Here is a 21,062-nt window from a genome sequence, read left to right on the forward strand (position 1 = left end):
TCCCCCGTGCGGGGCGCGGCAGGCCGGGCCGGGGGCGGGTGCGTCCCGGTGCGGGTCAGGTCTTGTTGCCGCCGGGGGTGCTTCCGGGGGTGCCGCCGGCGATGGTCTCGTGGTGGCGGATCACCTCGGCGATGACGAAGTTGAGGAGTTTCTCCGCGAAGGCCGGGTCCAGTTTCGCGCTCTCGGCGAGCTCGCGGAGGCGGGCGATCTGGCGGGACTCCCGGTCGGGGTCGGCGGGCGGCAGGTGGTGGTCGGCCTTGAGGCGGCCGACGCGCTGGGTGCATTTGAAGCGCTCGGCGAGCATGTGCACCACGGCCGCGTCGATGTTGTCGATGCTGTCCCGCAGCTCGAGGAGCTGGGCGGCGGCGGACTCGTCGATCCGGTCGGTCTCGTTCATGATCCCTCCAGCCTATGGGGGCGCGGGCCGGCGGCGCAGCGGGTGCCCGCATGCCGGTCAGGCGTGGCGTGGTGGCGGGGTGGGTCCGGCGTGCGGTGGGACCATGGCGGGTGGGGGTGATGTGGTGATGAGCACGGTGGCGGGCCGGGCGGCGGACCCGGTGGAGCGCGGCTTTCCCCACCTGCCGACGGTGCGGTCGGCGGTCACGGCGCTGTACCGGCGGCTGTCGGCGGACACGGTGGACCAGTTCGGGGTGAGCGTGGCGCCGGCGGACGTGGCGTTCGGGGACGGGAACGACCTGCATCTGGGGGCGCAGCGGGTGGCGGGAGCGCTGGTGCGGCATCTGCGGCTGCCGCAGGCGCGGATCATCGTGTCGTTCCGGTCGATGGATCACGCGGCGAGCGTGGAGCTGGCTGCGGGCCCGGAGTACTTCGTGGAGCTGAACGAGCGGTTCCGCACGCATCGGCGGGACGTGGGGGCGGCGCTCGCGCACGAGGTGATGCACGTGTACCTGCACCGTCTGGACCTGGCCTTCCGCGGGGTGCCGGCGAACGAGATCCTCACCGACACGGCCGCGGCGTTCCTGGGGTCGGGCTGGCTGCTGCTGGACGCGTTCCGGCAGGACGGGGTGTCGTCGCAGAAGCTGGGCTACCTGACCCCCGAGGAGTTCGGTTACGTGCTGGCGAAGCGCGCGGCGGTGTTCGGGGAGGATCCGTCGCCGTGGTTCACCAGTCCGCAGGCGTACGAGGCGTACGTGGCGGGCCGGGCCAGGGCGCGGCGGGACGTGGAGCGGCCGCCGCTGGCGGGCGCGGGCCGGGTGGCGCGCCGGGCGTACGTGCGGGACCGGCGCTGGGCTCGGCGCTGGGGCCGGCCGGCGGGGCGGGGCGCGCTGTCCGACGGTGAGGGGTACGTGTTCGAGCCGGGCGGGACGGGTGAGCCGGGTGGTCCACCTGCGGCGGGCGCGCAGGCCGGGGCGGACGGCGGGGCCGGGGCGGACGGGATGCGGGTGGCGTTCGCCTGCCCGACGTGCTTCCAGCGCCTCCGTGTGCCGGTGCGGGGCCCGGTGCGGGCACGCTGCGGGCTGTGCCGGTCGGTACTGGACTGCGACACCTGAGCGGTGCGCCGCCGCGGGCGTGGGGAGTGCCGGTGGTCGTGCGCGGGGCGGCTTTGCGCATAGGCTCCGCGGCATGAGTCCTTCGATCGCGACGAACACCACGGTGAGCCGGGCCGACCTGCTGGACTTCGTGCGTCCACGGCACCGGTCCCTTCTGATCACGCGGCGTTCCGACGGTTCGGTGCAGGCGTCGCCGGTGACGTGCGGTGTGGACGGGGCGGGCCGGATCGTGGTGTCGAGCTATCCGGAGCGCGCCAAGGTGCACAACGCCCGCCGGGAGCCGGCGGTGAGCGTGGTGGTGCTGTCGGACGAGTGGGACGGCCCGTGGGTGCAGGTGGACGGCGACGCAGAGGTGGTCGACGCGCCGGACTCGGTGGAGCCGCTGGTGGAGTACTTCCGCTGCATCTCCGGTGAGCATCCGGACTGGGACGAGTACCGGGCGGCGATGCTGCGGCAGGGCAAGTCGATCGTGCGGGTCACGCCGCGGCGCTGGGGGCCGGTGGCGACCGGCGGTTTCCCGGCGCGGCTGGCGGACGCCTCGGAGTAGTCCCCTCCGGGGGCTGCGTACGCCGGCGGCGTGGGGGTGAAGCGGCTGCGGGGGCAGGACCGGGCGGCGGCGGGGCTCGCTGCGGCGGGTGTGCTGTGCGTGGTGACGGGGCTGCTGGACGTGGGCGCGGCGGAGGCGGCGCTGGTGCGGCTGGCGCCGCTGCTGGCGTTCCTGGCGTCGGTGATCGTGCTGGCGGAGCTGACCGGTGCGGCCGGTGTGTTCGACGCGGTGGCGGCAGGGGTGGCGCGGGCCGCGCGGGGCCGGTACGCGGTGCTGTTCGTGCTGTGCTCGGTGTTCGTGTCGGTGACGACGATCGCGCTGAACCTGGACACCACGGCGGTGCTGCTGACGCCGGTGATGCTGGCGCTGGCCGGCCGGGTGGGCGTCGCCGCGCTGCCGCCGGCCATGACGACGATCTGGCTGGCGAACACCGCGAGTCTGCTGCTGCCGGTGTCGAACCTGACGAACCTGCTGGCCGCCGACCGGCTGGGCCTGTCGCCGCAGGGCATGGCGGTGCTGATGTGGGCGCCGCAGCTCGCGGCGGTCGCGGTGACGATGCTGTGCCTGTGGGTGTTCTATTGGCGGCCGGCGCGGCCGGAGGGGGGTGTGCTCGCCTCGCCGGAGCCGTTCCGGGCCGCGGACCGGGTGCTGTTCGCCGTGTCGGCGGTGGCGACGGCGGGGTTCCTGGCGGCGATCCTGGGGGCGGAGGTGCCGCTGTGGGCGGCGTCGGGCGCGGCGGCGCTGCTGGTGGTGGGGGCGTTCGCGGTGCGGCGGCCGGGTGTGCTGCGGCCGTCGCTGGTCCCGTGGCGGCTGCTGGTGCTGGTGCCGGGGCTTTTTCTGGTGGTCGAGACGGTCACGGTGCACGGCCTGCACGGGTGGCTGGTGACGGCGATGGGCGCGGACGGCGGCGTGGTGGGGATGTTCCGTTCCGCGGCCGTCGGCGCGGGGCTGTCGAACGTGCTGAACAACCTGCCGGTGTACCTGGCGGGTGAGGGCGCGGTGCCGGTGGACCAGCCGCAGCGCCTTGCGGCGCTGCTGATCGGCACGAACGTGGGGGCGCTGGTGGTGCCGTGGGCGTCGCTGGCGACGCTGTTGTGCCTGGAGCGGTGCCGGCGGCACGGGACGCGGGTGCCCGCGGGCCGGTTCGTGGTGACCGGGCTGGTGCTGTCGGTGGCCGCGACGGCGGCGGCGACGGGGGCGCTGGCGCTCGGGCGGTGATCCGGCGGCGACGGGACGCCCCGGGGGTCCGGCGGGCTGTGCACAGGTCGGCGCCCGCCTCCCGGTCGGGGGTGGGAGACGGGCGCCACGGGACCTGTTGCGTCCCGCGTCCGCACGACGTTGTGCGGGACGGGTGGGGACGGCCGCTACACGGTGAGCGCGCGGTCCGTCGGCTTGATGGGGGCGTGCAGCGTGCTGGCCGCGCCGGTGAGGTAGCGGTCCACACCGCGGGCTGCGGAGCGGCCCTCGGCGATGGCCCACACGATGAGGGACTGGCCGCGGCCGGCGTCGCCGGCGACGAACACGCCGTCGACGTTGGTGGCGTAGTCGGCGTCGCGGGCGACGTTGCCGCGTTCGTCGAGTTCCACGCCGAACTGCTCGACCAGGCCGTTCTCCCGGTCGACGCCGGTGAAGCCCATGGCGAGGGTGACCAGCTGCGCCGGGATCTTCTTCTCGGTGCCCGGCTTCTGTTCGAGCTTGCCGTCCTTCATCTCCACCTCGATGAGGTGGAGCCACTGGACGTCGCCGTTCTCGTCGCCCTCGAAGTGGGTGGTGGAGACCGAGTACACGCGGTCGCCGCCCTCCTCGTGCGCGCTGGTGACCTTGTACAGCATGGGGAACGTCGGCCACGGCTGGTGTGAGGGGCGCTCCTCGCCCGGCCGGGGCATGATCTCGAGCTGGGTGACGGACGCGGCGCCCTGGCGGTGGGCGGTGCCGACACAGTCGGCACCGGTGTCGCCGCCGCCGATGACGACGACGTGCTTGCCCTCGGCGGAGATCGGGGAGACCGTCAGGTCGCCCTCCTGCACCTTGTTGGACAGCGGCAGGTACTCCATCGCCTGGTGCACGCCGTTCAGCTCGCGCCCGGGGACGGGCAGGTCGCGGGCGGTGGTGGCGCCGGCGGCGATGACGACCGCGTCGTAGCGCTTGCGCAGCTTCTTCGCGTCGATGTCCACGCCGATCTCGGTCTCGGTGCGGAACTTGGTGCCCTCGGCCCGCATCTGCTCGATCCGGCGGTTGATGTGCCGCTTCTCCATCTTGAACTCGGGGATGCCGTACCGCAGCAGGCCGCCGATGCGGTCGGCGCGCTCGTAGACGGCGACGGTGTGGCCGGCGCGGGTGAGCTGCTGCGCGGCGGCGAGCCCGGCCGGTCCGGAGCCGATGACGGCGACGGTCTTGCCGGACAGCCGCTCCGGGGGCTGCGGGGTGACGTCGCCGGCCTCCCACGCCTTGTCGATGATGGTGACCTCGACGTTCTTGATGGTCACCGCCGGCTGGTTGATGCCCAGCACGCAGGCCGACTCGCACGGCGCGGGGCAGAGCCGGCCGGTGAACTCGGGGAAGTTGTTGGTGGCGTGCAGCCGCTCGCTGGCGGCGGCCCAGTCCTCGCGGTAGGCGTAGTCGTTCCACTCGGGGATGAGGTTCCCGAGCGGGCAGCCGTTGTGGCAGAACGGGATGCCGCAGTCCATGCAGCGGCCGGCCTGCTTGCCGATGATGGGGAGCAGCGAACCGGGGACGTAGACCTCGTTCCAGTCCTGCACGCGTTCGGAGACCGGCCGGGTCTCGGCGACCTCGCGGCCGGTGGTCAGGAAGCCCTTGGGGTCAGCCATTGAGCGCCGCCTCCATCATCTTCTCGTGGGTCTCGGACTCGGGGAGTCCGGCTCGCTCGGCGGCTTCCTTGGCGGCGAGCACTGCCTGGTACTGCGGGGGAACGATCTTGGTGAAGCGGTCGGCTGCGGCGTCCCAGTCGGCGAGGAGCTTCTCGGCGACGGTGGAGCCGGTCTCCTCCTGGTGGCGGCGCACCACGTCGTGCAGCCACTGCCGGTCGGTGGCGTCCAGGGGGTTGAGCGCGGGGCGGAGCGCGACGTTGACGTTCGCCGGGTCGAGGTCGACGACGTAGGCGAAGCCGCCGGACATGCCGGCGCCGAAGTTCCGTCCGGTGTCGCCGAGGACGACGGCCGAGCCGCCGGTCATGTACTCGCAGCCGTGGTCGCCGACGCCTTCGGAGACCACGGTGGCGCCGGAGTTGCGGACGCAGAAGCGTTCGCCGACGCGGCCTCGGAGGTACATCTCGCCGCCGGTGGCGCCGTAGGCGAGGGTGTTGCCGGCGATGGTGGAGTACTCGGCCAGGTGGTCGGCGCCCCGTTCGGGGCGCACGACGACGCGGCCGCCGGACAGGCCCTTGCCGACGTAGTCGTTGGCGTCGCCCTCCAGGCGCAGCGTGATGCCGCGCGGCAGGAACGCGCCGAAGGACTGGCCGGCGGAGCCGGTGAAGGTGACGTCGATGGTGTCGTCGGGCAGCCCGGCACCGCCGAACCGCTTGGTGACCTCGTGGCCGAGCATGGTGCCGACCGTGCGGTTGATGTTGCGGATGTCGAGGTGGGCGCGGACCGGCTGGGCGGCCTCGACGGACTCGGCGCTCAGCGCGTCCGCGGACAGCTTGATGAGCTGGTTGTCCAGCGCCTTGGCCAGTCCGTGGTCCTGTTCGACGACCTGGTGCCGGACGGCGCCCTCGGGCAGGTCGGGCACGTGCAGCAGCGGCCCGAGGTCGAGGCCGGCGGCCTTCCAGTGGTCCACGGCGCGGCTGACGTCGAGGAGTTCGGCGTGGCCGACGGCCTCGTCCATGCTGCGGAAGCCCAGTTCGGCGAGGAGTTCGCGGACCTCCTCGGCGATGAACTCGAAGAAGTTGACGACGTGGTCGGCCTTGCCGGCGTAGCGCTCGCGCAGCACCGGGTTCTGGGTGGCGATGCCGACCGGGCAGGTGTCCAGGTGGCACACGCGCATCATCACGCAGCCGGACACGACCAGCGGCGCGGTGGCGAAGCCGAACTCCTCGGCGCCGAGGAGCGCGGCGATCAGCACGTCGCGGCCGGTCTTGAGCTGGCCGTCGGTCTGCACCACGATGCGGTCGCGCAGACCGTTGAGCAGCAGCGTCTGCTGGGTCTCGGCCAGGCCCAGTTCCCAGGGGCCGCCTGCGTGCTTGAGGGAGGTCAGCGGCGAGGCGCCGGTGCCGCCGTCGTGGCCGGAGATGAGCACCACGTCGGCGTGCGCCTTGGACACGCCCGCGGCGACGGTGCCGACGCCGACCTCGGAGACCAGCTTCACGTGGATGCGGGCCGCCGGGTTGGCGTTCTTCAGGTCGTGGATGAGCTGGGCGAGGTCCTCGATGGAGTAGATGTCGTGGTGCGGGGGCGGCGAGATGAGGCCGACGCCGGGCGTGGAGTGCCGGGTCTTCGCCACCCACGGGTACACCTTGTGGCCGGGCAGCTGGCCGCCCTCGCCGGGCTTGGCGCCCTGCGCCATCTTGATCTGGATGTCGTCGGAGTTGACCAGGTACTCGCTGGTCACGCCGAACCGGCCGGAGGCGACCTGCTTGATCGCGGAGCGGCGCTGCGGGTCGTACAGCCGCTCCGGGTCCTCGCCGCCCTCACCGGTGTTGGACTTGCCGCCGAGGCGGTTCATGGCGATGGCCAGGGTCTCGTGCGCCTCCTGGGAGATGGAGCCGTAGGACATGGCGCCGGTGGAGAACCGCTTGACGATCTCGGACACCGGCTCGACCTCGTCGATGGGCACCGGCTGCCGCTCGCCCTCCTTCATGCGGAACAGGCCGCGCAGCGTCATCAGGCGCTCGGCCTGCTCGTCGACGCGCCGGGTGTACTGCTTGAAGATGTCGTAGCGGCGCTCACGGGTGGAGTGCTGGAGCCGGAAGACGGTGTCCGGGTCGAAGAGGTGCGGTTCGCCCTCGCGGCGCCACTGGTACTCGCCGCCGATGTCGAGGGCGCGGTGCGCGGGGGCGATGCCGGTGGCCGGGTACGCCTTGGCGTGCCGGGCTCCGACCTCCTTGGCGACGACGTCCAGGCCGGCGCCGCCGATCTTGGTGGTGGTGCCGTGGAAGTAGGTGTCGACGAACGACTCGTCGAGGCCGACGGCCTCGAAGACCTGCGCGCCGCGGTAGGAGGCGACGGTGGAGATGCCCATCTTGGACATCACCTTCAGGACGCCCTTGCCGAGGGCTTTGATGAGGTTGCCGATGGCGTCCTCGGGGGCCATCTCGTCGGCGCCGGGCAGGAAGGTGCCGGCCCGGACCAGGTCCTCCACGGACTCCATGGCCAGGTACGGGTTGACGGCGGCGGCGCCGTAGCCGATGAGCAGGGCGACGTGGTGCACCTCGCGCACGTCGCCGGCCTCGATCAGCAGTCCCACCTGGGTGCGCTGCTTGGTGCGGATCAGGTGGTGGTGCACGGCCGAGGTCAGCAGCAGCGACGGGATGGGCGCGTGCTCGGCGTCGGAGTGCCGGTCGGAGAGCACGACGAGGCGGGCGCCGGCCGCTATGGCGGCGTCGGCCTCCTTGCAGATCTCCTTGATGCGGGCGGCCAGGCCCTCTCCCCCGTCGTGCACCCGGTACAGGCCGGACAGGGTCGTGGACTTGAAGCCGGGCAGGTCGCCGTCGGCGTTGATGTGGATGAGCTTGGCCAGCTCGTCGTTGTCGATCACCGGGAACGGCAGGGTGACGCTGCGGCAGGACGCCGAGGACGGGTCCAGGAGGTTGCCCTGCGGGCCGAGCGGCGAGATCAGCGAGGTGACGAGTTCCTCGCGGATGGCGTCCAGCGGGGGGTTGGTGACCTGCGCGAACAGCTGGGTGAAGTAGTCGAAGATGAGCCGGGGCCGGGTGGACAGCGCGGCGATCGGGGAGTCGGTGCCCATGGAGCCGATCGGTTCGGCGCCGGTCTGTGCCATCGGCGCGAGGATGACGCGGAGCTCCTCCTCGGTGTAGCCGAAGGTCTGCTGACGCCGGGTCACCGAGCGGTGGGTGTGCACGATGTGCTCGCGCTCGGGCAGGTCGGCCAGTTCGATCAGACCGGCCTCCAGCCACTCCTCGTAGGGGTGTTCGGCGGCCAGCGTGGCCTTGACCTCGTCGTCCTCGATGATGCGGTGCTCCGCGGTGTCCACGAGGAACATCCGGCCGGGCTGGAGCCGGCCCTTGCGCACCACCCTGGACGGGTCGATGTCGAGGACGCCGACCTCCGAGCCGAGAACGACCAGGCCGTCGTCGGTGACCCAGTAGCGGCCGGGGCGCAGGCCGTTGCGGTCGAGCACGGCGCCGACCTGGGTGCCGTCGGTGAAGGTGACGCACGCCGGGCCGTCCCAGGGCTCCATCATCGTGGAGTGGTACTGGTAGAAGGCGCGCCGGGCCGGGTCCATGGATTCGCCGGAAGCAGAGTTCTCCCACGCCTCGGGGACCATCATCAGCACCGAGTGCGGCAGCGAGCGCCCGCCCAGGTGGAGGAGTTCCAGCACCTCGTCGAAGGTCGCGGAGTCCGACGCGCCGGGCGTGCAGACGGGGAAGATCCGGTCCAGCTTCGCGTCGTCGCCGAACAGGTCCGAGACCAGCTGCGATTCGCGGGCGCGCATCCAGTTGCGGTTGCCCTGCACCGTGTTGATCTCGCCGTTGTGCGCGACGAAGCGGTAGGGGTGGGCCAGCGGCCAGGAGGGGAAGGTGTTGGTGGAGAACCGGGAGTGGACCAGGGCGACGGCGCTGGTGAGCCGCCGGTCCGACAGGTCGGGGAAGAACGGCTCCAGCTGCCCGGTGGTCAGCATGCCCTTGTAGACCAGGGTGCGGGCGGACAGTGAGGGGAAGTAGGTGCCGGCCTCGCGCTCGGCCCGCTTGCGGGCGACGAACGCGATCCGGTCCAGGGCGACGCCGGTGCGCTCGCCCGCCGCGTCGGCGAGGAACAGCTGCCGGAAGGTGGGCATGGTCTCGCGGGCGCCCTCGCCCAGCAGCTGCGGGGCGACCGGCACCTCACGCCAGCCGAGGACGCTCAGGCCCTCCTCCGCCGCGATCTCATCGATCCGCGCGACGGCCTCCTCCTCGGCGGCCGGCTCGGCGGGGAGGAACGCCAGGCCGACGGCGTAGCCGCCGGCGGCGGGCAGGTCGAAGGGGACCTCGTCGCGCAGGAAGGCGTCGGGGACCTGGAGGAGGATTCCGGCGCCGTCGCCGGTGTCCGGGTCGGAACCGGTGGCACCGCGGTGCTCGAGGTTGCGCAGGACCGTCAGCGCCTGCTGCACCAGCTCGTGGCTGGGAACGCCGGTGAGTGTGGCCACGAAGCCGACGCCGCAGGCGTCGTGCTCGTACCGGGGGTCGTACATCCCCTGCTTGGCAGGGTGGGCCGCCTCGAATGCCGCACGCATCGGCTCTCCCGTCGTCGTCATGGCATGTGCTTTCGCCGAGGGACGACGTCGGCCCTGGCTGAACAGATTTTCGTGCAGGTTACAGGATGACGCATCTTCCCAGCAGGCGGATTCCTCGTTCCAGCATGCGGACGGCTCGCTGTGCGGCCGCAGCGCGGCGAAGGCCCCTGAGGCCGGAAACATGCAGGCCGACGCGGGCATCGTTGCTCGCGGGCTTTCCAGCTTGTGCCCCGGAAGGCGGACGCTGAAACCGTCCGGTAACACGTGGATCATGCCCCGTCCGGAGCGTCACACACCGTGTCCCGGGCCACACCGGCCACAGCGGGCCCCGCCGGCGTCGCGCAGGGGTCTCAGCCCACGGCCACGCCGAAGACGGCGCCCAGCGCGTAGGTCACCGCGGCCGCCGCGCCGCCCAGCAGCATCTGCCGCAGGCCGCTGTACCACCAGGACCGTGCGGTCACCCTCGCCACCACCGCGCCGCACAGGAACAGCCCGAGCAGCGCCACGACGACGGCCGGCCACAGAGCTCCGGCGCCGAAGAGGTACGGCAGCACGGGCACGGCCGCACCGACGGAGAAGGAGCCGAACGACGACACGGCGGCGACCGTCGGCGAGGGGAGGTCGCCGGGGTCGACGCCCAGTTCCTCGCGGGCGTGCACGTCCAGCGCCTGCTCGGGGTCGCGGGACAGCTGCTCGGCGACCTGCGCGGCCAGTTGCGGTTCCACGCCGCGGGCCTCGTAGGCGGCCGCCAGCTCCCGCATCTCGTCCCGCGGGTTGCGCCGCAGTTCGCGCCGCTCCACGTCCAGCTCGGCCTGCACCAGCTCGCGCTGCGAGGCGACGGAGGTGTACTCCCCGGCCGCCATGGAGAAGGCTCCGGCGGCGAGACCGGCCAGGCCGGCGATGACCACGGTCTGCTGGGAGGCCGAGGAGCCGGCGACGCCGCTCATCAGGCCGAGGTTGGAGACGAGGCCGTCCATCGCGCCGAACACCGCGGGACGCAGCCAGCCGCCGTTGACGTCGCGGTGACCGTGCGGTTCCGCGTCCGCGCCGGGGTCCGGCGTCTCTTCCAGGGCGCTGGTCATGGGGCGCGCCGTCCTTCCTTCGCGACCGTCGGGTGCTTCGACCGTAGGCACGCATGCGCGCTCCGCGCCAGCAAGGAAGGCCGTACTTACCCCTCTGACCAGGGCTTTTCCCGCGCCCCCTGTCCTGATGGGGCTCCGGGGCGCGGCCCCGGAGCCCGGCGAGACGCCCGGCCCCGGGACGCGCGGGGAGAGGGGGGCGGTTCAGGTGCGGCGGCCCGGCTGCTCGCTGGGGGCCGCCGGAGCGTCGTCGGCGGCCGGGCCGGGGGCCGGGGGCTCGGCGCCCTCGTCGCCGCCCGCGCTCTGCGCTGCCGCGTCGCTCTGCGCGTCCGCCTCGCTCTTCACACCGTCGTCGCTCTGCGCCGACGCCGGCGGCGAGCCGTCGCCGTCGGCGGCGCCCGGTTCGACGACCTCCTCGCGCCCGGGCGACACCCGGTGGGAGATCACGATGTAGGCCACCGCGAGCAGGAACACCCCGAGCGCCGTCCAGTTGTTCAGCCGCAGACCCAGTACCTGGTGGGCGTCGTCGATGCGCAGGTACTCGATCCAGAAGCGCCCCGCGGTGTACGCGGCGACGTACAGCGCGAACGCCCGCCCGTGGCCCATGCGGAAGCGCCGGTCGGCCCAGATGACCAGGAAGGCCACGCCGATGCACCACAGGGACTCGTACAGGAAGGTCGGGTGGTAGGTGGCGACGTCGAGGGATTCGACGGGCCGGTGGGCGCGGTCGATCTCCACGGCCCACGGAAGGTCGGTGGGGCGCCCGTACAGCTCCTGGTTGAACCAGTTCCCCCAGCGCCCGACGGCCTGGGCCAGCGCGATGCCGGGTGCGACGGCGTCCGCGTAGGCGGGCAGCGGAATGCCGCGGCGGCGGCAGCCGATCCACGCACCGACGGCACCCAGCGCGATCGCGCCCCAGATACCCAGGCCGCCGTCCCAGATGCGGAAGGCGTCCACCCAGTTGCGGCCCTCGCCGAAGTACAGCTGGTAGTCGGTGATCACGTGGTAGAGCCGGCCGCCCACCAGCCCGAACGGCACCGCCCAGACGGCGATGTCGGCGACCGTCCCGGTGCGGCCGCCACGGGCGATCCATCGCCGGTTGCCGAGCCAGACGGCGAGGAAGACGCCGATGATGATGCAGAACGCGTAGCCGCGCAGCGGGACCGGACCGAGATGGATCTCTCCGGTCGAGGGGCTGGGAATGAAGGCAAGGGTGTTCATGGCTCCACCGACGCTACCGTGCCCGGCCGCCGGGGGCCGCCGCCCGGCACAACGGCTGGATAACGCTGCCCGGGACGCACCGGGGAAACGTCGCGCAAAGGCACCGGAAAGGGCATCGGAGAGGCGCGGCCGCCGGCGTCCGCGGACGTGCCCGTCGCCGGCGTCCGGACCGCTGGAAGGGCCCGGGCGCCGGCGGCGGGTACGGAACGGTCCACGGCCGCGGTCAGTTCTTCTTCTCCACGATCTGCCGCAGCTTCTGCGGCGTCAGCGGGTCGGCCGGATCGGCACCGGCCGGCTTGCCGTCGATGAGGACGGTGGGGGTCTGGTTGATGCCCGCATCGAGGAATGCGTTGTTCGTACGGGCGACGCGGTCGGCGTTGCGACCGTCCTGCACGCACGTCTCGAACTCGGCGGTCGACAGCCCTTCGACCTGGCGGGCGAGCCGCAGCAGGTACGTCCTGTCGCCGAAGGCGTCCTTCTGCTCCGGCGGCTGGTTCGTGTACAGCAGGTCGTGGTAGGGAACGAACTTCCCGGCGTCGTTCGCGCACATCGCCGCCTCGGCGGCGTACTGGGAGCCCTGGCCCCCGAGGTTGTCGTCGATGAGGGTGACGAGGTGGTACTCCACCCGCAGCTTGCCCGCGTCGCGCAGGTCGTTGATCGTCTCCCGGTACTGCGCCTCGAACGCCTCGCAGCCGGGGCAGCGGAAGTCCTCGTACACCGTCATGGTCACCGGCGCCCCGGCCGCACCCGTGGTCACGGGGCGGGCCTCCCCCGACGCGCCGTCCTCCTTGCCGGTCACGGACACCGCCACGGCGACCAGCGCCGCGACCGCGAGCACCAGGACGACCAGGCCGGCCATCTTCACCGTGCGCAGCCGCTTGGCTGACTGGCGCTCGCGTTCCCGCTCCACGCGCAGGCGCTCGCGGGCGCTCGCGGCTCCCGGGCGCTTGTCGTCGGTCATCACACTGTCGCGATCCATCTGACTCGTCACGTCCTGCTGCAACGAGCCGGGGGCGTCGCGGCATGCGCCCCGGAGCGGGAGTTCCCCCGAAAGAGGTCCCCGCACACGGCGCGCTCCGGTGCGGGGACCCCTCACGGGGCGGGTCGCCGTCCCCTCAGGCTCCCGCCGCCCGGCGCACGCCGGAGGCGAGTTCGCCGGCCAGGGTCCGCACGTCGGCCAGGCCGGCCTCCGGGTCGTCCGCGGCGGCCAGCAGGCGCTTGACGAAGGCCGAGCCGACGATCACGCCGTCGGCGAAGGTCGCGACCTCTGCCGCGTGCGCCGCGCTGGACACGCCGAGACCGACGCAGACCGGCAGCTCGGTGGTCGCCCGGGTGCGGGCGACCAGGTCCTTCGCCTCCAGCCCGACGGATTCCCGGGTGCCGGTGACGCCCATCAGGGACGCCGCGTAGACGAAGCCGCTGCCCGCCGCGGTGATCCTGGCCAGCCGCTCGTCCCGGCTGGAGGGCGCGACGACGTAGACCGTGGCCAGGGAGTGCTGCTCGGCGGCCTTCGTCCACGCGCCGGCCTCCTCGACCGGGAGGTCGGGGAGGATGCAGCCGGCCCCGCCGGCGTCGGCGAGCTCGGCGGCGAAACGCTCCACGCCGTAACGGTCGACCGGGTTCCAGTACGTCATGACCAGGACCGGCGCACCCGTCGCGGCGTGCGCCTCCCGGACGGTGCGGAGCACGTCGGCGATGCGGACGCCGCCGCGCAGGGCGATGTCGTCGGCGGTCTGGATGACGGGACCGTCCAGGACCGGGTCGCTGTGGGGCAGACCGACCTCGACGACGTCGCAGCCGCCCTCCAGCAGGGCGGTGCAGGCGCGGATGCCGCCGTCCACGGTGGGGAAGCCGGCCGGGAGGTAGCCGATCAGCGCGGCCCGGTTCTCGTTCCGGGCGCGGGCCAGGGTGGCGTTCAGGAGGTCGATGTTGCCGCTCACTGGTCGCTCCCCGGGGTCTCGGTGTCGCCCTGCTGCCCGCCCGGCCGGTCGTCGTAGAGCCCGAAGTAGCGGGCGGCGGTGTCCATGTCCTTGTCGCCGCGTCCGGACAGGTTGACCAGGATCAGCCCGTCGGTGCCGAGTTCGCGGCCGAGGTCGAGGGCGCCGGCCAGGGCGTGGGCGCTCTCGATCGCCGGGATGATGCCCTCCGTCTCGGAGAGCAGGCGCAGCGCGCGCATCGCCTCGTCGTCGGTGACGGGCCGGTACTCGCCGCGCCCGCTGTCCTTGAGGTAGGCGTGCTCGGGGCCGATGCCGGGGTAGTCCAGGCCGGCCGAGATCGAGTAGGGCTCGGTGATCTGGCCCTCGTCGTCCTGGAGGAGGTAGCTGCGGGAGCCGTGCAGGATGCCCGGCTCCCCCGCCGTGAGGGTCGCCGCGTGCTCGCCGGAGGCGACGCCGTGGCCCGCGGCCTCGCAGCCGACCAGCCGGACGCCGGGGTCGTCGAGGAAGGCGTGGAACAGGCCGATCGCGTTGGAGCCGCCACCCACGCAGGCCACGGCGGCGTCCGGCAGCCGGTCGGTGCGCTCCTGGATCTGGCGCCGTGCCTCGACGCCGATCACCCGGTGGAAGTCCCGCACCAGTGCCGGGAAGGGGTGCGGGCCGGCCGCGGTGCCGAAGAGGTAGTGGGTGCGGTCGACGTTCGCGACCCAGTCGCGGAACGCCTCGTTGATCGCGTCCTTGAGCGTGCGGCTGCCGGAGGTCACCGGTACCACCTCGGCTCCGAGCATGCGCATCCGGGCCACGTTCAGCGCCTGCCGCTCGGTGTCGACCTCGCCCATGTAGACGGTGCACTCGAGGCCGAAGAGCGCACAGGCCGTCGCGGTGGCGACGCCGTGCTGGCCGGCGCCGGTCTCCGCGATGACCCGGGTCTTGCCCATGCGGCGGGTGAGCAGGGCCTGCCCCAGCACGTTGTTGATCTTGTGCGAGCCGGTGTGGTTGAGGTCCTCGCGCTTGAGGAAGACGCGGGCGCCGCCGGCGTGTTCCGCGAAGCGCGGCACCTCGGTGAGGGCGCTGGGGCGTCCGGTGTAGTGGACCAGCAGGTCCTCGAGCTCCGCGGTGAAGGCGGGATCCGCCTTGGCCTTGTCGTACTCGATGGCGACCTCGTCGACGGCGGCGACGAGGGCCTCCGGGATGAACTTGCCGCCGAAGGCTCCGAAGTAGCCCTGGGGTGTGGGCACCCGGCCCTCCGGGTCGGGGATGAAGAAGCGGGACATGTGCGTGGTGCTCCTTGCGGGTTCGTCGTCTGAAGGGGGGCGCCGTGTGGGCGCGGGGCCGGCTCCAGCCTCCTGCGGGGCCCGGTCGGCACGGCGGGGACGCGCCGACGGCAGGCCACGGCCCGCCTGCTCGGCCGTGCGGGGCGTGGACGGCGCCGGACGGAGCGCGGGCCGCACGTGCGGCGCCGTGGCAGGGCGGCGGAGGTCCCGCCGGCGGCGGTGCCCCTCGTCCCGGGTGCCGTCGGCGTCCCACCGTCGTGCGGGACGGGACGGCGCCCGTGGCGGGCAGAGCCCCGGGCGGCGCGGTGCCACGCGGCGTCACGGCCGGCCGGGCGGGCAGGACCGGGAGCAGGTACGGGTGCGGTCAGGCCGTCGCCGCGGTGGCGGGCCATCGCCGGCCGTTGACCTGGCCGGGCTCGCAGCCGATGTGGTAGCGGACGCGACGCCCGTGCACCCGCCGCGCCGGGGCGCGGCACCCGCGAGGCCGGCAGCCGCGGCGCAGGCGCGCGTACCGGTCGCGCGGCGCGGCGGCGTGGTGCGGTCGCCGGTCCACCGGGGTCAGCCCTTCCCGTGGCGCAGCGCGGGGTGCGCGCCCGCGGCGACGAGGTCGGCGACGGCGCTCTTGGGGTCCTTGCCGGTGACCAGGGACTCGCCGACGAGGACGGCGTCGGCGCCCTCGTTGGCGTAGGCGATCAGGTCGTGCGGGCCGCGTACGCCCGATTCGGCGACCTTGACGATGTGGTCGGGGATCTCGGGTGCGACGCGCTCGAAGGTGCCGCGGTCGACCTCGAGGGTCTTCAGGTTGCGGGCGTTGACGCCGATGATGCGCGCGCCGGCGTCGACGGCGCGGGCGGTCTCCTCCTCGTCGTGGACCTCGACGAGCGGGGTGAGGCCGAGGGACTCGGCGCGTTCGACGAGGGAGACGAGAGCCTGCTGTTCCAGGGCGGCGACGATGAGCAGCACGACGTCGGCGCCGTAGGCTCTGGCCTCCCAGAGCTGGTAGGACGTGACGACGAAGTCCTTGCGGAGCACGGGGATGTCGACCTTGGCGCGGACGGCCTCGAGGTCGGCGAGGGAGCCGCCGAAGCGGCGCTGCTCGGTGAGGACGGAGATGAGGGACGCGCCCCCGGCCTCGTAGTCGGCGGCGAGGCCGGCGGGGTCGGCGATGGCGGCGAGCGCGCCCTTGGACGGGCTGGACCGCTTGACCTCGCAGATGACCCGGACGCTGTCGCCCTTGAGTGCCGCGACCCCGTCCTTGGCCTGGGGGGCGGCCGCGGCGCGCTGCTTGAGGTCGTCGAGGCTGATCCGCGCCTGCCGTTCGGCGAGGTCTTCGCGGACGCCGTCGATGATCTCGTCAAGCACACTCACGCGAGCGGCCCCCTTCGTGGCTGGGTTCGTGGCTGAGGGATGTCGATGGTCGGGCACTGCGATGGTATCCGGCCACGAACGGAGGGCCCGCATCCGGTTACCCCAAATCCCACATTGCGGACAGTTCCCGCGAAACTCAGGGGGCGAGCGCCGCTCCGAAGGGGAGGTTGCGGACCACCGTGAAGACCAGGACCAGCCCGGTACCGAGCCACAGGTGCACGGGTCGCACGGGCACGGTGACGGGCCGGGCCCGGATCACCCTGACGCACCAGTGGAGCAGGAAGAGGACGGCCAGGGCCATGCCGGCCAGCGCGAGCGCGTTGGCGCCGAGGGCCGCGGCCAGGTCGCCGTGGGCGACGGCGTGGGCGGTGCGCAGACCGCCGCAGCCGGGGCAGAGGATGCCGGTGAGCTGCAGCAGCGGGCAGGCCGGATAGTGGCCGGGCGCGTTGGGGTCGTGAGCGGCGACGTACGCGAAGGCTCCTGCTACGGCGGCCAGCGCGCTCAGCGGGGCGGCGAGCCGGGTGAGGGTGCCTTGAGTGCGGGCGCCGGCGGGGGTGGGGGCGTGGGTCACCGTCCCAGCCTGTCCGGTGCGGGCGGGCGGCGCCAGCGCCTTTCCGGCGGAGTGTCCCGGCCGGGCGGACGCCGGAGCGGTCCCGGCGTGCCGCGCGCGGCGCACGGGGTGTGCGCCGCGCGGGCGGGGACGTCGCTGAGTGGCAGCCGTCGTGGAGGTCAGTGGGGGGCGTTCGGGTTCGGGTCGTGGCCGAGTCCCATGGAGCGCATCACCAGGCCGGCCACGCCGCCGAGGCCCACCACGACCAGGCCGGCCACCACGCCGATCGGCTGGGCCGTCACGGTGAAGGCACCGCCGATGCAGAAGCCGATGAAGGCGATGATGACGCCGGTCCAGGCCGCCGGGCTGTTTCCGTGGTGGTAGTGCTTCGCCATGGGTTGCTGCTCCTCGTCGTTTCCCTCGGTGGGCGGGCGCGCCGCCCGCCCCATTGTGTCCGTTCGCCGTTCGCGGTGGATCAGGGGGTGCCGTGCGTGGGGTCCTCGCCGCGGTCGAGGGCCTTCCACAGGTCCTCGGGCCGGTCGGGGTCGACGGGCGGGGGAGCGTCGCGGCGGGCGGCGCGGGTGCCGCGCTCGTACCGGCCGGTGCCTGCCATGGAGGGCCAGCGCCGCCCGTACACCAGGGCCAGCAGTCCGGCGAGGAGCAGCAGGGCTCCGCCCGCGGTGGAGATCCACGGCCAGGCGCTGACCTGCACGGCGTCGATGGCGCCGTCGGTGAGGCCGCTGGCCCGGGCGGCCTTCTCGGTGAGCGCGGCGTGGTCGCGGGCACCGGCCACGGCAGCGGCGACGGTGCCGGCGCCGCTGAGGGCGAGCAGGCCGGCGACGACGACGCGGATCGCGCGGCGGACGGCGAAGACGGCGACCAGGGCCGCGAGGCCGGCGAGGGCGAAGGCGCTGGGCAGGCCGGTGATGTCGCTGCCGGTGGCGGTCACCGGAAGGGTGCCGCCGGCGAACGTGGTGGTGGTCTCGCTCCACACCTGCCCGGCGGCGATCAGTGCCAGTGCCGCGCCCAGCGGGCCGCTCAGCAGCGCCGCCGCGAGGGCGCGCCGGGGTGTGCGGGAGGTGCGGGGCGGTGGTGCGGAAGTCACGGGCCCACGCTACCGCCGGGGCCCGGGGCCCGGCTGGCGCCCCCGAGGTGTGCGGCGGTGTGCACGGCCCGCAGCACGGCGGCGGCCTTGTTCTGGCACTCGGTGTCCTCGGCGGCGGGGTCGGAGTCGGCGACGACGCCGGCCCCGGCCTGCACGTAGGCGGTGCCGTCGCGGAGGACGGCGGTCCGGATGGCGATGGCGGTGTCGGCGTCGCCGGCGAAGTCGAGGTAGCCGACGCAGCCGCCGTAGACGCCGCGGCGGGTGGTCTCGAGTTCCTCGATGATCTGGAGCGCGCGGGGCTTGGGGGCGCCGGAGAGGGTGCCGGCGGGGAAGCAGGCGGTGAGGGCGTCGAAGGCGGTGCGGTCGGGGGCGAGGCGGCCGGTGACGGTGGACACGATGTGCATCACGTGGCTGTACCGCTCGATGGACATGAAGTCGACGACCTCGACGCTGCCCGGTCGGCAGACGCGGCCGAGGTCGTTGCGGCCGAGGTCGACGAGCATGAGGTGTTCGGCGCGTTCCTTGGGGTCGGCGAGGAGTTCGTCGGCGAGGGCGGTGTCGCGCTGCGGGGTGGCGCCGCGGGGCCGGGTGCCGGCGATGGGGTGCATCAGGGCCTGCCCGTCCTCGACCTTGACCAGCGCCTCCGGACTGGAGCCGACGACGTCGAAGCCGCCCGCGCCCCCGTCGTCCGCCTCCCCGGCGAAGCGGAACAGGTACATGTACGGGCTGGGGTTGGTGGTGCGCAGGGCGCGGTAGACGTCGAGGGCGGGGGCCTGGCAGGGGGTCTCGAAGCGCTGCGAGGGGACGACCTGGAAGGCCTCCCCGGCGCGAATGCGTTCCTTGATGTCCTCCACGGCCGCGCGGTAGGCGGCGCCTCCGCCGGTGCGGGAGACCTGCTCGGGAAGGGCGGAGGGCGGCAGGGTCGCGGCGCCCGCGGGCGTGGGGCGGTCGAGGTCGGCGGCCATCGCGTCGAGGCGGGCGACGGCGTCGTGGTAGGCCTCGTCGACGCCGGTGTCGAGGTCGTTGTGGTTGATGGCGTTGGCGATGAGCAGCACGGTGCCGTCGCGGTGGTCGAGCACGGCGAGGTCGGAGGCGAGCTGCATGGTGAGCTCGGGGAGGCGCAGGTCGTCGCGCGTGCTGTCGCCGATCCGCTCCAGGCGGCGTACGACGTCGTAGCCGAGGTAGCCGACCATGCCGCCGGTGAACGGCGGGAGTTCGCCGCTCTCGTGGAGGTCGCGCGGGGTGTGCAGGGCCTCGACGGTGGCGCGCAGCGCGTGCAGCGGGTCGCCGTCGGTGGGGACGCCGGCGGGCGGGTCGCCGAGCCAGTGGGCGCGGCCGTCGCGGACGGTGAGGGTGGCCGCGCTGCGGACGCCGACGAAGGAGTACCGGGACCAGGTCCGGCCGTTCTCGGCGGACTCCAGGAGGAAGGTGCCGGCGCGTTCACCGGCGAGCTTGCGGTACAGGCCGACGGGCGTGTCGCCGTCGGCGAGGAGCCGGCGCGTGACGGGGATGACGCGGCGGTCCTTGGCGAGCCGGCGGAAGGTGTCGAGGTCCGGAGTGGTCATGTGGGCCTTGGGTCCTGTTCCTGGGGTCCGTGACGGGTGCGTGGCGGCGGTGCCGGGTGCGTGCCGGCGGGGTCAGCCGTCGGCGGTGACGGGCAGAGGCGCGGCGTCGAAGCAGGTGCGGTCGCCGGTGTGGCAGGCGGCGCCGGTCTGGTCGACCCTGACCAGGACGGTATCGCCGTCGCAGTCCAGGGCCACGGACTTGACGTGCTGGACGTGGCCCGAGGTGTCGCCCTTGACCCAGTATTCTCCGCGGCTGCGCGACCAGTAGGTGCAGCGGCCGGTGGTGAGGGTGCGGTGCAGCGCCTCGTCGTCCATCCAGCCGAGCATCAGCACCTCACCGGTGTCGTACTGCTGGGCGATGGCGGGGACCAGCCCGTCGGCGTTGCGGCGGAGGCGGGCGGCCACGGCGGGGTCGAGTGCGGAGGAGTCGGCGGGGACGCGGGTCATGGGTCCATTCTGCCGCCGCGTGCGGTGCGGTGCGCAACGCCGTTCGGGGTGCCGGTGTGGCGTGCGGGGCGGGCGTGATCGGGCATGTACCGGACATTCTCCCCCGCGGTCCCGGATGTCCGTGCGATGCGGCATCCTTGCCGCCATGAGTCTTCCTCCGCCGCCGCAGGACCCGCAGGCGCACGGCAGTTCAGGATCGTCGGGCTTCGGGCCGCCGCAGGAATTCGGGCCCGCGCCCGGCGGACCGGCTCCCCAGGGGCAGCCCGCCGGCGGCGGCTTCGGCCCGCCCGGCAGCGGAGCGGGGACGGGTCCGGGCGGCGGGTTCCCGCCCCCGCCGGGGTACGGCGCACCGCACGGGCAGCCCGGCTTTCCCGGCCCGCCGTACGGGATACCCCCGCAGCCGCCCGGCGGCGGCAATCGCGGCGCCCAGGTCGCGGCGATCGTGGTGGGCTCGGTGCTGGCGGCGGCGGTCGCGGTCGGCGGCGTGGTGCTGCTGGTCGGGGGCGACGGCGGCAGCAGCAGGGCCGAGGCCACCGGAGAGAGTTCACCCGGCGCGGAGGAGGAGCCCGGCGCAGGCGCCGCCGACCCCTCCAGTGCCCCGGACGTTCCGGCACCGGGCGCCTCGCAGGAGCCGGAGTCCTCCCTGCCGACGTCCCCGGGGCAGGACCTGGTGCCGTTCGTCGTGCTGGAGCCCGGTCAGTGCTTCGACCACCCGGCGCTGAGCAGCGACGTCTCCCTGGTGGAGACGCGGTCGTGCGACGAGTCGCACGACGGCGAGGTCATCACCAACGACACGCTCACCGGCACCTTCGCGGACGAGCAGGCGCTGCGCACGAAGGTGATGGAGCTGTGCCACTCCGACGTGAACACCCGGCTGAACTCGATGCCCAAGGACGGCCGGATGTACTACTACTACGCGATCTACCCGGCGCTGCCGACGTACCAGCTGGGCGACGACGACACGATCTCCTGCGCGATCACCCTGAGCGACACGCTGGACGGCCCGAAACTCACCGCTCCGCTCCCGGACTGAGGAACCGCACGGGCGTACGCT

The 21,062-nt window shown here is 73.6% G+C and carries 18 protein-coding genes; 4 read left to right on the forward strand and 14 right to left on the reverse strand.

Translation table 11 applies throughout. The features are described from left to right. Positions 1 to 55 precede the first annotated feature (55 nt). On the reverse strand, positions 56 to 397 hold the full coding sequence (locus K304_RS0102700; protein ID WP_027762479.1) for a chorismate mutase: 342 nt from the start codon (positions 395 to 397) through the stop codon (positions 56 to 58). 127 nt (positions 398 to 524) lie between these two features. On the opposite strand from K304_RS0102700, the gene K304_RS0102705 reads away from it, so the two are divergent. From K304_RS0102705 to K304_RS0102715, 3 genes are all read left to right on the forward strand, one after another. After that, on the forward strand, positions 525 to 1,511 hold the full coding sequence (locus K304_RS0102705; RefSeq protein ID WP_037789059.1) for a hypothetical protein: 987 nt from the start codon (positions 525 to 527) through the stop codon (positions 1,509 to 1,511). A gap of 73 nt (positions 1,512 to 1,584) precedes the next feature. Then, positions 1,585 to 2,058 (forward strand): PPOX class F420-dependent oxidoreductase, encoded by a 474-nt coding sequence (locus K304_RS0102710; protein WP_027762481.1) that lies wholly within the window; start codon positions 1,585 to 1,587, stop codon positions 2,056 to 2,058. Between the two features lie 30 nt (positions 2,059 to 2,088). Then, positions 2,089 to 3,276 (forward strand): SLC13 family permease, encoded by a 1,188-nt coding sequence (locus tag K304_RS0102715; RefSeq protein WP_037789061.1) that lies wholly within the window; start codon positions 2,089 to 2,091, stop codon positions 3,274 to 3,276. Positions 3,277 to 3,422: 146 nt separating this feature from the next. On the opposite strand, the gene K304_RS0102720 is transcribed toward K304_RS0102715, so the two are convergent. The 13 genes from K304_RS0102720 to hisI all read right to left on the reverse strand — a co-directional run bounded on the left by K304_RS0102720 (position 3,423) and on the right by hisI (position 20,008). Continuing rightward, positions 3,423 to 4,886 carry a glutamate synthase subunit beta gene (locus K304_RS0102720; RefSeq protein WP_027762483.1) on the reverse strand — a complete coding sequence of 488 codons (1,464 nt, stop codon included), beginning with the start codon at positions 4,884 to 4,886 and terminating at the stop codon, positions 3,423 to 3,425. Next, on the reverse strand, positions 4,879 to 9,423 hold the full coding sequence (gltB, locus tag K304_RS0102725) for a glutamate synthase large subunit (protein WP_027762484.1): 4,545 nt from the start codon (positions 9,421 to 9,423) through the stop codon (positions 4,879 to 4,881). The genes K304_RS0102720 and gltB overlap by 8 nt, the downstream gene beginning before the upstream one ends. A gap of 392 nt (positions 9,424 to 9,815) precedes the next feature. Beyond that, positions 9,816 to 10,547, reverse strand: coding sequence for a VIT1/CCC1 transporter family protein (locus tag K304_RS0102730; protein WP_051307762.1), 732 nt, complete (start codon positions 10,545 to 10,547; stop codon positions 9,816 to 9,818). A gap of 201 nt (positions 10,548 to 10,748) precedes the next feature. Then, complete coding sequence (gene lgt, locus K304_RS0102735; RefSeq protein ID WP_027762486.1) at positions 10,749 to 11,765, reverse strand: prolipoprotein diacylglyceryl transferase; 1,017 nt, start codon at positions 11,763 to 11,765, stop codon at positions 10,749 to 10,751. Positions 11,766 to 11,988: 223 nt separating this feature from the next. Then, positions 11,989 to 12,726 (reverse strand): thioredoxin domain-containing protein, encoded by a 738-nt coding sequence (locus K304_RS0102740; RefSeq protein ID WP_027762487.1) that lies wholly within the window; start codon positions 12,724 to 12,726, stop codon positions 11,989 to 11,991. A gap of 154 nt (positions 12,727 to 12,880) precedes the next feature. Continuing rightward, positions 12,881 to 13,705 (reverse strand): tryptophan synthase subunit alpha, encoded by an 825-nt coding sequence (gene trpA / locus K304_RS0102745; protein WP_027762488.1) that lies wholly within the window; start codon positions 13,703 to 13,705, stop codon positions 12,881 to 12,883. Further along, a complete protein-coding gene (gene trpB, locus K304_RS0102750) occupies positions 13,702 to 14,973 on the reverse strand; it encodes a tryptophan synthase subunit beta (protein WP_027762489.1) in 1,272 nt (423 codons plus the stop codon). The genes trpA and trpB overlap by 4 nt, the downstream gene beginning before the upstream one ends. A gap of 558 nt (positions 14,974 to 15,531) precedes the next feature. Beyond that, positions 15,532 to 16,341, reverse strand: a complete 810-nt coding sequence (gene trpC / locus K304_RS0102760) for an indole-3-glycerol phosphate synthase TrpC (protein WP_027762491.1) — start codon at positions 16,339 to 16,341, stop codon at positions 15,532 to 15,534. A 136-nt stretch (positions 16,342 to 16,477) separates the two neighbouring features. Then, positions 16,478 to 16,912: a DUF2752 domain-containing protein gene (locus K304_RS0102765; RefSeq protein ID WP_027762492.1), complete on the reverse strand. Its 435-nt coding sequence runs from the start codon at positions 16,910 to 16,912 to the stop codon at positions 16,478 to 16,480. A 158-nt stretch (positions 16,913 to 17,070) separates the two neighbouring features. Then, complete coding sequence (locus K304_RS26990; protein WP_037789062.1) at positions 17,071 to 17,286, reverse strand: HGxxPAAW family protein; 216 nt, start codon at positions 17,284 to 17,286, stop codon at positions 17,071 to 17,073. Positions 17,287 to 17,366: 80 nt separating this feature from the next. Further along, entirely contained in the window at positions 17,367 to 17,996 is a 630-nt protein-coding gene (locus tag K304_RS0102775) for a TIGR02234 family membrane protein (RefSeq protein WP_027762493.1), read from the reverse strand. Further along, complete coding sequence (locus K304_RS0102780; protein ID WP_027762494.1) at positions 17,993 to 19,561, reverse strand: anthranilate synthase component I; 1,569 nt, start codon at positions 19,559 to 19,561, stop codon at positions 17,993 to 17,995. Before K304_RS0102780 ends, K304_RS0102775 begins: the two co-directional genes overlap by 4 nt. Before the next feature lie 72 nt (positions 19,562 to 19,633). Beyond that, entirely contained in the window at positions 19,634 to 20,008 is a 375-nt protein-coding gene (gene hisI / locus K304_RS0102785; protein WP_027762495.1) for a phosphoribosyl-AMP cyclohydrolase, read from the reverse strand. 145 nt (positions 20,009 to 20,153) lie between these two features. Here hisI and K304_RS26995 point away from each other — a divergent pair, with 145 nt between their 5' ends. Further along, positions 20,154 to 21,041, forward strand: coding sequence for a hypothetical protein (locus K304_RS26995; RefSeq protein ID WP_158687291.1), 888 nt, complete (start codon positions 20,154 to 20,156; stop codon positions 21,039 to 21,041). Positions 21,042 to 21,062 lie beyond the last annotated feature (21 nt).

The organism is Streptomyces sp. CNS606 (assembly GCF_000426325.1).

Excerpts from the sequence above, each read along its gene's own strand:
- K304_RS26995 (WP_158687291.1), top strand. The coding sequence starts at position 20,154 with ATGAGTCTTCCTCCGCCGCCGCAGGACCCGCAGGCGCACGGCAGTTCA.
- gltB (WP_027762484.1), bottom strand. The coding sequence starts at position 9,423 with ATGTACGACCCCCGGTACGAGCACGACGCCTGCGGCGTCGGCTTCGTG.
- K304_RS0102730 (WP_051307762.1), bottom strand. The coding sequence starts at position 10,547 with ATGACCAGCGCCCTGGAAGAGACGCCGGACCCCGGCGCGGACGCGGAA.
- K304_RS0102700 (WP_027762479.1), bottom strand. The coding sequence starts at position 397 with ATGAACGAGACCGACCGGATCGACGAGTCCGCCGCCGCCCAGCTCCTC.
- lgt (WP_027762486.1), bottom strand. The coding sequence starts at position 11,765 with ATGAACACCCTTGCCTTCATTCCCAGCCCCTCGACCGGAGAGATCCAT.
- K304_RS0102710 (WP_027762481.1), top strand. The coding sequence starts at position 1,585 with ATGAGTCCTTCGATCGCGACGAACACCACGGTGAGCCGGGCCGACCTG.
- K304_RS0102720 (WP_027762483.1), bottom strand. The coding sequence starts at position 4,886 with ATGGCTGACCCCAAGGGCTTCCTGACCACCGGCCGCGAGGTCGCCGAG.
- hisI (WP_027762495.1), bottom strand. The coding sequence starts at position 20,008 with ATGACCCGCGTCCCCGCCGACTCCTCCGCACTCGACCCCGCCGTGGCC.
- K304_RS26990 (WP_037789062.1), bottom strand. The coding sequence starts at position 17,286 with ATGGCGAAGCACTACCACCACGGAAACAGCCCGGCGGCCTGGACCGGC.
- trpB (WP_027762489.1), bottom strand. The coding sequence starts at position 14,973 with ATGTCCCGCTTCTTCATCCCCGACCCGGAGGGCCGGGTGCCCACACCC.
- K304_RS0102740 (WP_027762487.1), bottom strand. The coding sequence starts at position 12,726 with ATGACCGACGACAAGCGCCCGGGAGCCGCGAGCGCCCGCGAGCGCCTG.
- K304_RS0102705 (WP_037789059.1), top strand. The coding sequence starts at position 525 with ATGAGCACGGTGGCGGGCCGGGCGGCGGACCCGGTGGAGCGCGGCTTT.
- K304_RS0102780 (WP_027762494.1), bottom strand. The coding sequence starts at position 19,561 with ATGACCACTCCGGACCTCGACACCTTCCGCCGGCTCGCCAAGGACCGC.